The sequence below is a fragment of the Janthinobacterium foliorum genome, from assembly GCF_978021625.1.
In genome coordinates this window covers 21,317-36,968 of the sequence record NZ_CDXDQE010000008.1, presented here as the reverse complement: position 1 = coordinate 36,968, position 15,652 = coordinate 21,317, and the positions used below count along the sequence as shown (strand labels likewise).

The window sequence follows — 15,652 nt, the reverse complement described above, 5'->3', positions numbered from 1 at the left end:
CCTGATTTTAACAACTCGGGAGCGATCTGGCTACCTTGCACTTGCCAGGCAGGCCACTGCTGAAGCAAAGGCGGCATTCTACTGGATTTCCCAGAGGAATGCCGCCTTTTTTATGCCGGAACCCTGCAGTTAATTACGAACCTGCTTTCGCGAGCGTCACGTCCGGCTTCCTGACCCGGAACCAGGCCGCATACAGCGCAGGCAGGAACAGCAGGGTCAGGGCTGTCGCCAGGATCAGGCCGCCCATGATGGCCACCGCCATGGGCCCCCAGAACACGGAGCGCGACAGCGGGATCATGGCCAGCGCTGCGGCGGCGGCCGTCAGCACGATGGGGCGGCAGCGGCGCACTGCCGAGTCGATGATGGCATCCCACGGCGCAGAGCCATCCTTGATGTCCTGCTCGATCTGGTCGACGAGGATCACCGAATTGCGGATGATCATGCCGAACAGGGCGATGATGCCCAGGTTGGCCACGAAGCCCAGTGGCCGGCCCAGCGCCAGCAAGGCAAAGGCGGCGCCCGCCACGCCCAGCGGCCCCGTCAGGAACACCAGCAAGGCACGCGAGAAACTGTGCAGCTGCAACATCAGCAAGGTAAAGATGATGAAGATGGCCAGCGGCAGGTTGGCCGCGATGGACGCTTCCGCCTCGCCGCTGTCGGCCGCCACGCCTTTCACGGTGATGCGGTAGCCGGCCGGCAACTTGGCGCGCAAGGCATCGAGCTGCGGTGCCAGCTGCGTCGACACCGTCGCGCCCTGGATGCCGTCGACCACGTCCGACTGCACGGTAATGGCCCATTCGCGGCGATCGCGCCATACCACGCCCGGCTCCCAGACGAAATGCACGCGGGCCAGCTGCGAGATAGGCACGGACTTGCCCGTTGCCGTCGGGATATTCGTGTCATTCAGCACGGAGATCGTCGCCCTCTCCTCCAGTGGCTGGCGCACCTGGATATCGATCAGCTTGTTGTCTTCGCGGAACTGGCCGATGACGGTGCCCGACAGGATGGTATTGGCCGCCTGCATCACCGTTTTCGACGTGACGCCCAGCGCGCGCATCTTGTCCTGGTCCAGGTCCAGACGCAGCACCTTCACGGATTCATTCCAGTTGTCGTTCACGCCCAGAGTATTCGGGTTGGCCCGCATGATGTCCTTGACCTGATCGGCAATGGCGCGCACGCCGGCCACTTCCGGACCCGTGACACGGAATTGCACGGGGTACGGCACGGGTGGTCCATTCGGCAGCAGCTTGACCCGGCCCCGCACTTCCGGGAAATCCTTCTTGAAGACATCGACGATTTGCTGGCGCAAGCGCTCGCGGTCCGCCAGGCTCTTCGGCAACACCACCACTTGCGACACGTTGGTCTGCGGGAAAATCTGGTCCAGCGGCAAGTAAAAACGGGGGCTGCCCGTGCCGACATAGCTGGTCACGCTTTCCACGCCGTCGAGCTTGCCGACGAAGGCCTCGAATTTCTTCACCTGCTTTTCATTCGCGGCAAAGGTCGTGCCTTCCGGCGACCACAGTTCCACCATCAGTTCAGGACGGCTGGAGTCGGGGAAGAATTGCTTCTCGATGAAATTGAAACCATAAATTCCCAGCGCAAAGATCGCCAGGGTGGCGGCAATGGTCGTCTTGCGCCATTCCACGCACCAGGTCACGGCGCGGCGGAAGCGGCGGAAGTTCGGCGTGTCGAACAATTCATGGTCGTTATGCGCGTGCGGCTTGACCTTCAGCAAGATGTAGCCGATGTAGGGCGTGAAGACGACGGCCACCACCCAGGAAATGATCAGGGCGAGCGCATTGACGGAGAACAGGGAAAACGTATATTCACCGGCCGTCGACTTGGCCAGGCCGATGGGCAGGAAGCCCGCCACCGTGATCAGGGTACCCGTCAGCATCGGCATGGCCGTCGAGGTGTAGGCAAACGTGGCCGCGTCGAAGCGCGACATGCCCTCTTCCATCTTGCGCACCATCATTTCAACGGCGATGATGGCGTCGTCGACCAGCAAGCCCAGCGCGATGATCAGGGCCCCCAGGGAAATTTTGTGCAAGTCGATATCGAGCAGGCGCATGCACAGGAAAGTGACGGCCAGTACCAGCGGAATGGTCAGCGCCACCACCAGCCCCGGGCGCACGTCGATGCGCAGCGGCTTGGTGTGCAAGCCCAGCGCGACAAAGCTGACGGCCAGCACGATCAGGATGGCTTCGATCAGGGTATGCACGAATTCCCCCACGGAAGCGGACACGGCTTCCGGCTGGTTCGACACGCGCTGCAACTCTATGCCAACCGGCAATTCGCTCTTCATGCGGTTGACGGTGGCTTGCAATGCCTTGCCCATGTCGATGATATTGCCGCCCTTTTCCATCGACACGCCCAGGCCGATCACTTCCTTGCCATTGAAACGCATCTTGTCCTTCGGCGGATCGGCGAATTCGCGCTTTACGGTGGCGAAGTCGCCCAGGCGGAAGGTGGTGCCGTTGGCGCGCAGCTCGAGGTTTTCCAGGTCCTTGACGGTGAGCATGGCGCCCGTCACGCGCACCTGCAGGTTGTCGGTGGGCGTGACCAGCACGCCCGTGGCGTTGATGGAATTTTGCTCGGACAATTGCTGCACGATGGCATCGAACGGAATGCCCAGCTGGGCGAATTTCTTGTGCGAAAAGATGATATTGATCTTTTCATCCTGCACGCCAAACAGCTCCACCTTCGACACCTGCCCCACGGCCAGCAACTCCTGGCGCACCTTGTCCGCGTAGTCCTTCATTTCCGCGTAGGTAAAGCCGTCGCCGGACAGGGCGAAGATGGACCCATACGTGTCGCCAAACTCGTCATTGAAAAACGGTCCCACCACGCCCGCCGGCAAGGTGCCCTTGATGTCGCCGATCTTCTTGCGCACCTGGTACCAGGCGGCCGCCGTTTCCTTGGGCGGCGCCGATTCGCGCAATTCCAGCAGGATCAGGGTTTCGCCCGGCTTCGAATAGCTGGTGATTTCATTGATGTACGGCGTTTCCTGCAGCTTCTTTTCCAGCTTGTCCGTCACCTGTTCGGCCATCTGCAAGGCCGTGGCGCCGGGCCAGTACGCTTGCAGGACCATGGCGCGGAAGGTGAACGGCGGATCCTCGTCCTGGCCCAGGCTGGCATAGCTGAGCATGCCGCCGATCAGCAGCACGGCCATCAGGTAGCGCGTCAGCGGAATATGTTCGAGCGCCCAGCGTGACAGATTGAAACCGCCCTTCATTTGGCCGCTCCCAGCGCAGCGTTGCTGGCGGCCGTGGCGGGCGCGGCCGTTTCCGCGCCCAGTATCGTCACTTTCTGGCCCGGTTTCAGCAAGTTGACGCCGGCCGTGACCACCGTCTGGCCCGCCTTCACGCCCGAGGTCAGCAGCAACTCATTGCCGGCCACGCCGCCCACCGTGACGGGCACCAGCTTGACGGCGCCGTTTTCCACCACCCACACGGAACTTTGCGATTTCTCGTTGAACAGGGCCGTCAACGGCACCTTGATCTGCGGCGTGGCCGACTGCGAGGCGAACTGCACCACGGCCGTCATGCCCAGGCGCGCCTGGGGCGCATCGGGAATGCTGACCTTGGCGATGTAGGTGCGCGTGGCGGGATCGGCCACGGGCGACACTTCGCGTATCTTGCCCGGCAGCCCCTGCTGCGGGTCGGCCCACAGGCGCACCACCACGTCCTTGACCTTGCGCAAGGTATCGACCTTGTCTTCCGGAATGCCGATCACCACTTCCTTCTCGCCGCTCCTGGCCACCACCACCACGGGCGTGCCGGGCGACACCACCTGCCCCACTTCGGCATCGATGCGCGTGACAACGCCATCGGCATCGGCCACCAGGCTGGCGTAGCCGGACTGGTTGGCCTGGCCCCGGTAGGCGGCCTGCGCCGCTTCCACGTTGGCTTGCGCCGCCTTGTAGGCGGCGTCCTTGCTGTCAAGCACGGCCTGGCTGACGAAATTTTTCTCGCGCAAGTCCTGATAGCGTTTCAGCTCGGCGCGTGCCAGGTCGCGATTCGTTTCCGCGCTGGCCAATGCCGCTTTTGCCTGCGCCTGTGCCAACTGCAGGTCGACGGGGTCGAGCTGCATCAGCACCTGCCCCTTGTGGACGACGGCGCCCACGTCCACCTTGCGCGCGACGATCTTGCCGCCCACGCGGAAACCCAGCTGCGACGCCACGCGGGGCACGACCTCGCCCGCCAGTTCGGCACTCACATCAACATTACTACTAGATAACACTATCGCGCGCACGGGGCGCACGTCCTCCACCTTCGGCACGTGCTTGGAACAGGCGGCCAAGGTCATGGCCAGGGCGGCGGCGGCCATCAGGCGCAGGGCAGGAAGAGTCGTTGCGCCGGTCTCTCGGCGCAGGGTTTTCAGGGCAAACAAGGTATTTTCCTTTACTATGCGGGCTGTGAGATTTTTATGCGAGGAAACTTTTTGCTTGCCATTGGGGGTGGGCCAAATTTTTTCGCACGCGATATCCTTAAATTTGTGACAATATCAGTGTGGTCATGACGGGGTGCGCTATACCCTTAATGACTTTCTGGTTATTAATTATAATCGTGGGCAAAAGTTTTTAGTGACTTTTGCGTCATTAATCTTGAGACGAACAACGTCCGGCCAAACCGCGGGTTAGGCCAGGCGTCGGACAAAACTGCAAGACTAGAGAAGTGTGTTCATGCCTGTAGATCATTACGAGAATTTCCCTGTAGCATCATTTTTACTGCCGCGCCGCCTGGTGCCTGCCGTCGAAGCCATCTATGCCTTCGCCCGCAGCGCCGACGACCTGGCCGATGAAGGCGACGCCAAGCCGGCCGAACGCCTGGCCTCCCTGCACGCCTACGAAGAAGCGCTGGGCCGTATCGCACGCCAGGAAACCCTGCACGAGCCCATGTTCGAGCGCCTGGCCGCCGTCATCGCCACATTCCAGCTGCCGCTGAAACCATTCCACGATTTGTTGTCCGCCTTCAAGCAGGACGTGGAAACAACGCGCTACGCCCGCTACGAAGACGTACTCGACTATTGTGCCCGCTCCGCCAACCCCGTGGGACTGCTGATGTTGCACCTGTACGGTGCGGCCGATGAACAGAATGTACGCGATTCCGATGCGATATGTTCAGCTTTGCAACTAATTAATTTCTTGCAAGACGTCGCCATCGACCAGCAAAAGGAACGCATCTACCTGCCGATGGAAGACCTGACCCGCTTTGCCGTCTCGCCCGCCGCCTTCGAGCGGCCCGAGGCGCACGGCAAATGGAGCGCGCTGATGCGCTTCGAAGTGGCGCGCACGCGGGCCCTGATGCTGTCCGGTGCGCCATTGGCCCTGCGCTTGCGCGGGCGCATCGGCTGGGAGCTGCGCCTGGTGGTGCAAGGGGGCTTGCGCATTCTCGAATGCATCGAGGACGTCAACTACGACGTCTTCCGCCGCCGTCCCAAGCTGGAGAAACGCGACTGGCTGATCATTTTCTGGCGCGCCCTGCGCATGTCGCGCAAAAACCTGCAGCAAGAGACGCAAGTAAACACGGCTTTTCCCCCGTCGCCCACTCTGTAAGACGATAGAATAGCGGCTTCGATCTGCAACCCTTGCTCTTTTGCCTATGTCTCCCGACGAATACTGCCAACAAAAGGCCGCCCAGAGCGGCTCCAGCTTCTACTACAGCTTCCTGTTCCTGCCCGCCGAGCGCCGCAAGGCCATCACGGCCCTGTATGCCTTCTGCCGCGAAGTCGACGATACGGTCGACGAATGCACGGATGAAGCCGTGGCACGTACCAAGCTGGTCTGGTGGCGCAAGGAAGTCAAGGCCATGTACGAGGGCAACCCCACGCATCCCGTGATGCGCGCCCTGCAGCCGCACCTGGCTATCTACAAGCTGGAAGAAAAACATTTGCAGGCCATCATCGATGGCATGGAAATGGACTTGAACCAGACGCGCTACCTCGATTACCAGGCCATGAGGCGCTATTGCTGGCATGTCGCCAGCGTGGTGGGTATCTTGTCAGCCAGCATCTTTGGCGCGACCCGTCCGGAAACCCTGCTGTACGCGGAAAAGCTGGGCCATGCCTTCCAGCTGACCAACATCATCCGCGACGTGGGCGAAGATGCGCGCAAGGGGCGCATCTACCTGCCGATCAGCGAATTGCAGCAATTCAACGTCACGGCGGCCGACCTGCTGAACGCGCGCCATAGCGACAATTTTGAAAACCTCATGCGTTTCCAGGTGGCGCGCGCGCAACAAGCGTATGACGAAGCGTTCGCCCTGCTGCCGGCCGAGGATCGCCGCGCGCAGCGCCCGGGCCTGATCATGGCCGCCATCTACCGCACCTTGCTCAACGAAGTCGAGCGCGACGGCTACCACGTGCTGAAACAGCGCATCTCGCTCACCCCGATCCGCAAACTGTGGCTGGCCTGGAAGACCTGGGTTCGTGGCTGACAGCAAGGTGAAGCAGCGCTACGCCGTCATCGGCGGCGGCTGGGCCGGCTGCGCGGCGGCCATGGAACTGGCGCGCGCCGGCCATGCCGTCACCGTCTACGAGGCGGCGCGCACCCTCGGCGGCCGCGCGCGCCGGGTCGAGCGCGGCAATGGGCAAGCGCATGCGGTGCTCGACAACGGCCAGCACATCTTGCTGGGCGCCTACACGGAAACCCTGCGCCTGATCAAGCTGGCGGGCCAGGATCCGGCCGAGCTGATCCTCTCGCTGCCCCTGCAGATGCGCTATCCGCCCGGCGCCGACGGCATGGACTTCGTCGCGCCGCGCCTGCCCGCGCCGCTGCACCTGGCGTGGGCCTTGCTGCGCGCCAAGGGTTTGCAGCGCGCCGACAAACTGGCATTGATGCGCTTTTCCACCGCCATGCGCTGGATGGGCTGGCAACTGTACAGCGATTGCCCGGTCAGTGAATTGCTGCAGCGCTTCGACCAGACGGCGCGCCTGAACCGCCTGATGTGGCATCCGCTGTGCCTGGCGGCATTGAATACCCCGCCCGAACGGGCTTCGGCCCGCGTCTTCATCAATGTGCTGCGCGACAGCCTGGGCGCGCGCCGCCGCAGCGCCTCCGACATGCTGATCCCGAAGGCGGACCTGAGCGCCCTGTTCCCCGACGCGGCCGCCCGCTACGTCGCGCAGCATGGCGGCCAGGTGAACACGGGCGTCAAGGTCGCCGCCCTGCTAGCCCTGCCGGACGGCCGCTGGCAGCTCGACGACGCGCAACGCTTTGATGGCGTCATCGTCGCCACCTCAGCCGTGCAGGCGGCCAGCCTGCTGCAAGGCCTGCAAGACGCGCGCCTGGAACCTGCCATCAGCCAGATGCAGGCGTTGACGGCGGAAGCCATCAGCACCTGCTACCTGCAATACGATGCCGCGCTGCGCCTGGCGTTGCCGTTCTACGCGCTGGTCGACACGCCGGCGCTGGCCCAGTGGGGGCAGTTCGTTTTCGACCGTGGCCAGCTCGACAGCCAGCAGGCCGGTTTGCTGGCCGTCGTCATCAGCGCGTCCGGCCATGCCGCCGAACAAGGCCACGGCCCGCTGGCGCAAGCCATCGCGGCACAATTGGCGCAAGTGCTGGGCCGCCCGGAACTGGCGCAGCCCCTGTGGACCCAGCTGATCACGGAAAAGCGCGCCACCTTTGCCTGCACGCCCGAGCTGCTCCGCCCTGGCAATGCCAGCGGCGTGCCCGGCCTGCTGCTGGCCGGCGACTACACGGCCGGCGATGACCGCACGCTTGACTATCCAGCCACCATCGAAGCGGCCGTGCGCAGCGGCATCGCGGCGGCCAGGGCCGCCTGCCAGGGCAAGCAGGCGGGACAAAAGCCAAGGTAGACTTGACGGTGCATCCCGCGCTGGTGTCGCTCGCCCCCGCCAAATTGCATTCTGTCGCACCGCGCTGGTGCGCCAGTGTGCGCTTGGGTACAGTCTGACCATCGACAACCGCCATGCCACGAGGAACACCATGCACACCACCTTGCACTTGATAAACAGCTTGAAAGCCGTGGCGGTGCTGTCCATCGTGGCCCTGGCGCTACTGTTCGTCATTGACGGCCAGCAAGTGCAGCAAGCGCAACCTACGCCGCTGCTGCTGAGCCAAGCCAGCATGCTGCTGCCCACGGTAGGCTGACACGGCGCACCGCAAGACAGGACGAATATGATGAACAAGCAAGACTATCTCGACGCGCTGCGGCGCGCGCTGGCGGGCTTGCCACCGGACCTGGTGGCCAAGACGCTCGATTATTATGAACAGACCTTCATCGAAGGCGCTGCGGCCGGGCGCAGCGAACAGGAAATCGCCGACGACCTGGGCGAGCCGAAGAAAATCGCCCTGACCTTGCGCACCAGCACGCACCGCCACGCGTTCGAGCATAAAAAGACGCCCGTCAACCTGCTGCGCCTGCTCGTTTCGCTGGTGGGCCTGGCCATCTTCAACCTCTTCATGGTGGTGCCCGCCGCCGTGTATGCGGCCCTGCTGGCCACCTTGTACGCCGTTGGCCTGAGCTTTTACCTGGGCGGCATCGCCATCACGGCCAGCGGCCTGTCCGGCGCCAACGAACTGGTGCTCGACGGCCCGCTGCGCTACATGCTGATCCATGACAATGACGGTGGCGATGGCGACGACCGGGGCGAAACCCGCATTACCATCGGCGACGCGGGCATTGAAGTGCACAACATCCCCGGCCCGGCCCGGAGCGAAGCGGACGATCCGGACCAGGCGGAGCCAGCGAACACCTCGTCGCGCGTGATGGAGCGTGCCGAGGCGCTGGCCGGCGGCGGCATCCGCATCTCGACCGACCTGGACCGCGATGCGCGCACCACGCAAACCATCTTCGGCATGGGCATGTTGCTGGGCGGCATAGGCATTTTCCTGCTCAGCCTGGTGGTCACCCGCTATACCCTGATCGGCATCCGGCGCTACCTCGCCATGAATGTCTCCCTGCTCAAAGGTCACTAGAAAGGCCGCCATGAAACGCTTATTCAAAGTCGGCCTGTCCATGTTCCTGCTGGCCCTGGTCCTGATCGCCATGTCGTATGCGGCGCTGCGCGCCAAGGGCATCAGCAGCCCCAGCAGCGCTGCCGGCCGCGCCGTGCGCAGCGACACGCGGCCCGTTTCCGCGAGCATCACCAGCATCGACCTGGCCGGCCCCATCGACCTGGTGCTGCGCCGCGGCAGCACGCCATCGCTGAAAGTGAGCGGCGAGCAGCGCCTGCTGTCGAACGTCGACACCACCGCCGACGGCACGACCCTGCATATCGGCCCGAAAGGCATGCTGTTCCACCATCGCCAGCCACTCAAGGTGGAACTGGTGCTGCCTGCCCTGACCCGCCTGGACGTGCACGGCAATGGCGACAGCAAGATCACGGGCTTTTCCGGCGACAGTTTCATCCTGGAACTGATGGGTTCAGGCAATGTCAGCTTCACGGGCCGCTACAAGCAGGTGCAGGCGACCGTCAACGGCAGCGGCGACCTCGACATCAACGCCGGCAACAGCGATAGCGTGGTGCTGGAAATGGTGGGTTCCGGACGTATCGCCGCCAGCGGCAATACCAAGTTCGTGCGCGCCGACCTCAGTGGTTCGGGCGATATCGATGCCGAGCACCTGGCCGCCGACAAGGCCAGCGTCAGCCTGCAAGGCTCGGGCCAGAGCACCCTGTTCGTGCGCGACGCCGCCAATCTGACCCTGCGCGGCAGCGGCGACATCCACGTGTACGGCAATCCGCGCCAGCGCGAAACGCAGAAAAGCGGTTCAGGCGACATCATCTGGCACTGATGAGGACAGCCGCTCGCAATCTGCTGCGCGGCGCGATTTGCGGCTGGCGATGCTCGCTGCCTCGGCGGCCCCGTGCTGGCGTACAGCTGCGCTTCCCGGCCACCGCCGACCGCTACGATGTTGAACGGCGTCGTGGCGCCAACGACTCAATGCCGTTGTGATTTCAAGAATTCTCTTCCAGCCATGCCACGGCCTGCTCGCCGGCCGCCTTGCCTTGCGCCAGGCAGGCCGTCAGCAGGTAGCCGCCCGTCGGCGCTTCCCAGTCCAGCATTTCACCGGCCACGAAGACGCCCGGCATGGCGCGCAGCATGCTGCCGTCGACGCCATCGAAGTGCACGCCGCCGGCGCTGCTGATGGCTTCATCGATGGGGCGCGGGCGCTTGAGCGTGACGGGCAGCAGCTTGATGGCGGCCGCCAGCCTGGCCGCATCGGCAAAATCGGCCGCGCCCAGGCATTCGCGCAGCAAGCCTGATTTCACGCCCTTGATGCCCAGGCGGCTTTGCAGGTGGCTGGACATGGAGCGGGCGCCGCGCGGGCGCGTCACTTCCTCGAACACGCGTTCATGGCTGTGGTCAGGCGCCAGGTCGAGCCAGATGGTGGTGCTGCCATTTTGCGCGATCTGCTCGCGCAAGCCGGCCGACAACGCATAAATCAGGCTGCCTTCCACGCCGCCCGCCGTGATGACGAACTGCCCCTGGCGCTTGATCGTCAAGCCGTCGATGTCATGCGCCGTGATGGCCACCGTGGCCAGATGCTCGCCCGCATGACGGCTGCTGAAATGCCCGCTCCAGTCCACGTCGAAACCGCAATTGGCTGGCACCAGGGGCGCCACCGGCACCCCCTGCCCCTGCAGCAAGGGTACCCAGGCGCCATCCGAGCCCAGGCGCGCCCAGCTGCCGCCGCCCAGCGCCAGGATCACGGCGTCGAAAGCGCATACCCGTTCGCCGTCCGGCGTGGCGAACGCCAGCTGGCCGTCGCGCCAGCCCTGCCAGCGGTGGCGCATGTGAAATTGCACGCCCGCTTCGCGCAGGCGGTGCAGCCAGGCGCGCAGCAGGGGCGCCGCCTTCATATCCGTGGGGAAGACGCGGTTCGAGGAACCGACAAAAGTCTCCACGCCCAGGCTGTGCACCCAGTCGCGCACTTTTTGCGGGCCGAACTGGTCCAGCGCCGGCTTCACGCGGTGCGCCTGCCTGCCGTAGCGCGAAACAAAGGGCTGGTAGCCCTCCGCATGCGTGATATTCATGCCGCCGCGCCCGGCCAGCAGGAACTTGCGGCCGACGGAGGGCATGGCATCGAACAGTTCCACCGTGGCGCCCCGGTCGGCGGCCGCCTGGGCGGCCATCAGGCCGGCGGGACCGCCGCCGATGACGGCGATGTGGAAGGGAGGAAGGCTGGAATGGGTCATGGCAAGCTGGGAGACGGTGAAAACCCCGGCATTTTAGTCGAGATTGGGCAACATAAGGTTCGCCAATGGCGCCGCCGCCCAAAAATGAGGCATACTGCGCGAACATGCTGCAACGAACAGCCGTGTCCATCATTGAACGATAAGACGACGAGAGGAGAAACACATGGGTGCAGGATTCTGGATTTCCCGCTATTTGCTGGCCAGCTCGATTTTATTCATCATCCTGACGGTGGTCGAATACAGCAAGGGCACCACCAGCCGGGCCGATATTCTCAGCGCGCTGGCCTGGTCGCTGGTGGCGTCGGCCATCTTCATCGGCTCGAAGTACTGGCGCTACCGGAAAGCCGTCGCCTGCGCGACGTGCAGCGGCGACAAGCCGAAAGCCAAGGCGCCGTAAGAAAAATGGCCGCTTCCAGGAAGCGGCCATTTTTTTCATGCGGACGGCATCAGCCGCCCGTCACGGGCGGGAAAAACGCCACCTCGTCGCCATCGGCAATCCCGGTATCGGCGCCGCACATCACCTGGTTATGCGCCATGCGCAGCGCGCGGCCCTGGGCCAGCGCATATTCCCAGTTGCCGCCGCGGGCAATCAGGAAAGAACGCACCTCGCCCACCGTGCGCAAAGGCTCGCTCACTTCCAGCACTTCCTGGGCCGTGCCCACCAGCTCGCGCACGCTGGCAAAAAACCGCAGATTGATCTTCATCGTCACTTCCTTGTTACTCAGTACAGCAATTCGTTAAACGGGATGAAGCGCAGCCTGTCGCCGCGCGCGATGGACAGGCCCGGCGGGCAGTCGATCAAGCCGTCGCCCCACACGGTGGATGTCAGCACGCCCGAACTCTGGTTGGCGAACAGTTCCAGTTCGCCCTCGCCATTGATCTTCGCGCGCAGGAATTCGTTGCGCTTGTCGGCCTTCAGGCGCTCGAAGGCGACCGGCAGCGCGTAGCTGCGCGGCGCCAGGTCGCCCGCCACGCCCTGCAGGCGCAGGATGAACGGGCGCACGAACAGCAGGAACGTGACAAAGCTGGAGACGGGATTGCCGGGCAGGCCGACAAAGAAGGCGTCCCTGACTTCGCCAAACGCCAGGGGCTTGCCCGGCTTGACGGCGATCTGCCACATGTTCAGCCGCCCTTCCGCTTCCACGGCCGGCTTGATATGGTCTTCCTCGCCCACGGACACGCCGCCCGAGGTGATGATCAAGTCACTGCCCTCGGCAGCCTGGCGCAGCACGGCGCGCGTCGCTTCCAGGCTGTCGGGCACGATGCCCAGGTCCATGATCTCGCAACCCAAATTTTCCAGCAGGCCGCGCAAGGTGAAGCGGTTCGAGTTGTAGACGGCGCCAGGCGCCAGGGGCTCACCGGGCATGGCCAGCTCGTCGCCCGTGAAGAAGACGGCCACGCGCAGCTTGCGCAGCACGGGAAGCTGCGCCAGTCCCACGGAGGCGGCCAGGCCCATTTCCTGGCTGCGCAGGCGCCGCCCCGCTTCCAGGATCACGCTGCCGGCGCGGATATCCTCGCCCTGGCGGCGCACCCATTCGCCGCTGTGCGGCACGTGGTTGACCGTCACCACGCCGTCCGCCACAGTGCACTGTTCCTGCATCACCACGCAGTCGGCGCCGTCCGGCATCAAGGCGCCCGTGAAGATGCGCGCCGCCGTTCCCGGCTGCAGGGGCTGGCCCACGTGGCCGGCCGCGATGCGCTGCGACACGGGCAGGCTGGCCGCGCCGCTGGCGCAATCCTGCGCGCGCACGCAATAGCCATCCATCTGCGTGTTGTCGCGCTCGGGCACGTTCAGGGTCGACGTTTGCGCGCTGGCCAGCACGCGGCCGTTTGCCCGCATGGTATCGACGCGTTCGACGCCCGTCACCGGGCGCGCCGCGCCCAGCATGAAGGCTTGCGCCTCGGCCACCGACAGCATGGCTTTGCGTTGTGCGGTCGGCTCGCTCATCACAGCCCCGTGGCGGCGCTGATATACGCCTTCATTTTTTCCACGTCGGCCTCCATCACGACGAACTTCTGCGGCAAGTCCTCGATGTTCTCGAAGCCGGCCGGGCGCTCCGCGTCCACGCCCAGCGCTTCGAGGATGGTTTCGTTGAACTTGGCCGCCAGCGCCGTTTCCAGCACGATCATCGGCACGTTCGGCTCCAGGTGCTCGCGCGCCACCTTGATGCCGTCGGCCGTGTGCGTGTCGATGGTGATGCCGTAATCGTCGGCCACGTCGCGGATGGTGTCGAGGCGGTCCTGGTGCGTGGACTTGCCCGACTTGAAGCCGTACCTGGCCACCAGCTTGAATTCGTCGCCATCGCTGCCCGGCTTGCCGGACAAATCGAAGCCGCCGTGGGTTTCCACTTTCGTGAACAGCGCACGCACGCGTACGCTGTCGCGGCCCACGAGGTCGTAGACGAAGCGCTCGAAGTTCGATGCCTTCGAGATATCCATCGACGGGCTGCTCGTGTGATACGTTTCAGCGGACTTGCGCACGCGGTAGACGCCCGTGCGGAAGAATTCGTCGAGCACGTCGTTTTCATTCGTCGCGGCCACCAGTTTGGCGATGGGCAACCCCATCATGCGGGCGATGTGCCCGGCGCAGATATTGCCGAAGTTGCCCGACGGCACTGTGAACGAGACTTTCTGTTCGTTGCTGGTGGTGGCCGCCAGGTAGCCGCGGAAGTAGTACACCACCTGCGCCACGACGCGCGCCCAGTTGATGGAATTGACGGTGCCGATCTTCTGCTGCGCCTTGAAGGCCAGGTCGTTCGACACGGCCTTGACCATGTCCTGGCAGTCGTCGAAGACGCCTTCGACGGCGATGTTGTAGATGTTCGGGTCTTGCAGGCTGAACATCTGCGCCGTCTGAAAGGCGCTCATTTTCTTGTGCGGCGACAGCATGAAGACGCGGATGCCCTTCTTGCCGCGCATCGCGTATTCGGCCGCGCTGCCCGTGTCGCCCGAGGTGGCGCCGAAAATATTGAGTTCGGCGCCCGTCTTGGCCAAGGTGTATTCGAACAGGTTGCCCAGCAACTGCATGGCCATGTCCTTGAAGGCCAGGGTCGGTCCGTTCGACAGGGCCTGCAGGATCAGGGTGGTCTGGCCGCCCTTGACGACGTTTTCTTCGAGCACGCGCAGCGGCGTGATGTCGGCCGCGTTTTCGCCGGCGCGGGCATTCTTGTAGACTTCCTTGGTATAGGTTTTCGCCGTCAGCGCCTTCAGGTCCGCGGCCGGGATATCGGTGGCGAACTTCTTCAGGATTTCGTAGGCCAGGTCGGCATACGACAATGTGCGCCAGGCATTGAGCTCGGCACCGGTGACTTGCGGGTAGTGTTCTGGGAGATACAGTCCGCCATCGGGGGCCAGGCCGCCCAGGAGGATGTCGGAAAATTGCTGCAAAGATGGTTGTTGCGATTGCGATGGCGCTTTATCAGCGCGGGTAGACACGTAATGCATAGATTTGAAGAGTCCAGTTGAGCTGAGTGCGGTTGATCATGAATGGCAGCGGATATTATAGTGCCAGCCGCCGTCCAAGGCGAATCGCGTGGCGTCGGCCCTGACAGAATGTGACAATTCGAGAGCCGTGCTGTTGTCAGACCGGCCATAATGGCAGGAGATCAAGCCCGGCGGCCGTGCCCCGCGTGCGTGCTGGCGCGCGCCGCCGATTTGCGCCACACTGCAGTTGTTTACCCCGCACCGGGGCCACTATGGAGTCGAAAACCGGCCATGTCGCTGAGTAAAAAACCATATTTGCAAAGCGCCGCGCTGCGCGCCGACGCCGTCGTCGACCTGGACCGCTACCCGTTCACCATCCCCGCCATCCGCGACTTCCTGCACATCGACTTCCACCGCGACGTGACGTTTTTCGTCGGCGAGAATGGCAGCGGCAAGTCGACCATGCTCGAAGCGCTGGCCGTGGCGCTGGGCTTCGGCAAGGATGGCGGCACGCGCAACGTGCGCATCGCCCTGCCCTCGGACGAGGAATCGGGCCTGCACGCGCATCTGCGCCTGAGCAAGAGCTATAAAAAACCCGAGGACAGCTATTTCCTGCGCGCCGAGAGCTTTTTCAACGTCGCCACCTACATGGACGACATGCCCGAATACCTGGCCAGCTACGGCGGCAAGTCGCTGCACGCGCAGTCGCACGGCGAAGCGTTCATGGCGACCCTGATCAACAAGCTGCGGGGCAAGGGACTGTATCTGCTGGACGAACCCGAGGCGGCCCTGTCGCCCAGCCGCCAGCTGGCCGCGCTGTCCGTGATCCACCAGCTGGTGCAGGACGATTCCCAGCTGATCATCGCCACCCACTCGCCCATCCTGCTGGCCTATCCGAACGCGAAGATCCTGATGTTTACGGGCGGCGGCATCCACGAAGTGGCGTATGAAGACACGGAGCACTTCGCCGTGACGCGCGATTTTCTGAATAACTACCCGAGAAGGCTGGAGCAGTTGTTTGAGGAGGAGTGAGGTTGTCGGCTTGCGCGCATTGCGTCAAGCC

The 15,652-nt window shown here is 63.8% G+C and carries 14 protein-coding genes; 8 read left to right on the top strand and 6 right to left on the bottom strand.

Annotated features, from left to right (window positions below):
- Positions 1-133 precede the first annotated feature (133 nt).
- A complete protein-coding gene (locus ACZ92H_RS16895) occupies positions 134-3,235 on the bottom strand; it encodes an efflux RND transporter permease subunit (protein ID WP_131369883.1) in 3,102 nt (1,033 codons plus the stop codon).
- Positions 3,232-4,392, bottom strand: a complete 1,161-nt coding sequence (locus ACZ92H_RS16890; RefSeq protein WP_465050286.1) for an efflux RND transporter periplasmic adaptor subunit — start codon at positions 4,390-4,392, stop codon at positions 3,232-3,234. Before ACZ92H_RS16890 ends, ACZ92H_RS16895 begins: the two co-directional genes overlap by 4 nt.
- 292 nt (positions 4,393-4,684) lie before the next feature.
- Between ACZ92H_RS16890 and hpnC the strand changes: the two genes are divergently transcribed.
- From hpnC to ACZ92H_RS16860, 6 genes are all read left to right on the top strand, one after another.
- Positions 4,685-5,557, top strand: coding sequence for a squalene synthase HpnC (gene hpnC, locus ACZ92H_RS16885; RefSeq protein ID WP_131369889.1), 873 nt, complete (start codon positions 4,685-4,687; stop codon positions 5,555-5,557).
- A 46-nt stretch (positions 5,558-5,603) separates the two neighbouring features.
- Positions 5,604-6,437 carry a presqualene diphosphate synthase HpnD gene (gene hpnD / locus ACZ92H_RS16880; protein ID WP_465050285.1) on the top strand — a complete coding sequence of 278 codons (834 nt, stop codon included), beginning with the start codon at positions 5,604-5,606 and terminating at the stop codon, positions 6,435-6,437.
- Positions 6,430-7,821 carry a hydroxysqualene dehydroxylase HpnE gene (gene hpnE / locus ACZ92H_RS16875; protein ID WP_465050284.1) on the top strand — a complete coding sequence of 464 codons (1,392 nt, stop codon included), beginning with the start codon at positions 6,430-6,432 and terminating at the stop codon, positions 7,819-7,821. The genes hpnD and hpnE overlap by 8 nt, the downstream gene beginning before the upstream one ends.
- 130 nt (positions 7,822-7,951) lie before the next feature.
- Complete coding sequence (locus ACZ92H_RS16870) at positions 7,952-8,116, top strand: hypothetical protein (protein ID WP_465050283.1); 165 nt, start codon at positions 7,952-7,954, stop codon at positions 8,114-8,116.
- Between the two features lie 27 nt (positions 8,117-8,143).
- A complete protein-coding gene (locus tag ACZ92H_RS16865; RefSeq protein WP_465050282.1) occupies positions 8,144-8,944 on the top strand; it encodes a DUF1700 domain-containing protein in 801 nt (266 codons plus the stop codon).
- 10 nt (positions 8,945-8,954) lie between these two features.
- Positions 8,955-9,761, top strand: coding sequence for a head GIN domain-containing protein (locus tag ACZ92H_RS16860; protein WP_465050281.1), 807 nt, complete (start codon positions 8,955-8,957; stop codon positions 9,759-9,761).
- A gap of 163 nt (positions 9,762-9,924) precedes the next feature.
- Here ACZ92H_RS16860 and ACZ92H_RS16855 read toward each other — a convergent pair whose 3' ends face one another.
- Positions 9,925-11,166, bottom strand: a complete 1,242-nt coding sequence (locus ACZ92H_RS16855) for a TIGR03862 family flavoprotein (RefSeq protein ID WP_465050280.1) — start codon at positions 11,164-11,166, stop codon at positions 9,925-9,927.
- A gap of 163 nt (positions 11,167-11,329) precedes the next feature.
- On the opposite strand from ACZ92H_RS16855, the gene ACZ92H_RS16850 reads away from it, so the two are divergent.
- Positions 11,330-11,563: a hypothetical protein gene (locus ACZ92H_RS16850; protein WP_131369904.1), complete on the top strand. Its 234-nt coding sequence runs from the start codon at positions 11,330-11,332 to the stop codon at positions 11,561-11,563.
- Between the two features lie 49 nt (positions 11,564-11,612).
- Here ACZ92H_RS16850 and moaD read toward each other — a convergent pair whose 3' ends face one another.
- From moaD to thrC, 3 genes are read right to left on the bottom strand one after another with little or no spacing between them, the layout of a single operon-like run.
- A complete protein-coding gene (moaD, locus tag ACZ92H_RS16845) occupies positions 11,613-11,870 on the bottom strand; it encodes a molybdopterin converting factor subunit 1 (protein ID WP_131369906.1) in 258 nt (85 codons plus the stop codon).
- A 17-nt stretch (positions 11,871-11,887) separates the two neighbouring features.
- Complete coding sequence (locus ACZ92H_RS16840) at positions 11,888-13,114, bottom strand: molybdopterin molybdotransferase MoeA (protein ID WP_465050279.1); 1,227 nt, start codon at positions 13,112-13,114, stop codon at positions 11,888-11,890.
- Positions 13,114-14,610, bottom strand: coding sequence for a threonine synthase (thrC, locus tag ACZ92H_RS16835; protein WP_465050278.1), 1,497 nt, complete (start codon positions 14,608-14,610; stop codon positions 13,114-13,116). Before thrC ends, ACZ92H_RS16840 begins: the two co-directional genes overlap by 1 nt.
- Before the next feature lie 270 nt (positions 14,611-14,880).
- Between thrC and ACZ92H_RS16830 the strand changes: the two genes are divergently transcribed.
- Complete coding sequence (locus ACZ92H_RS16830; protein ID WP_131369916.1) at positions 14,881-15,621, top strand: AAA family ATPase; 741 nt, start codon at positions 14,881-14,883, stop codon at positions 15,619-15,621.
- Positions 15,622-15,652 lie beyond the last annotated feature (31 nt).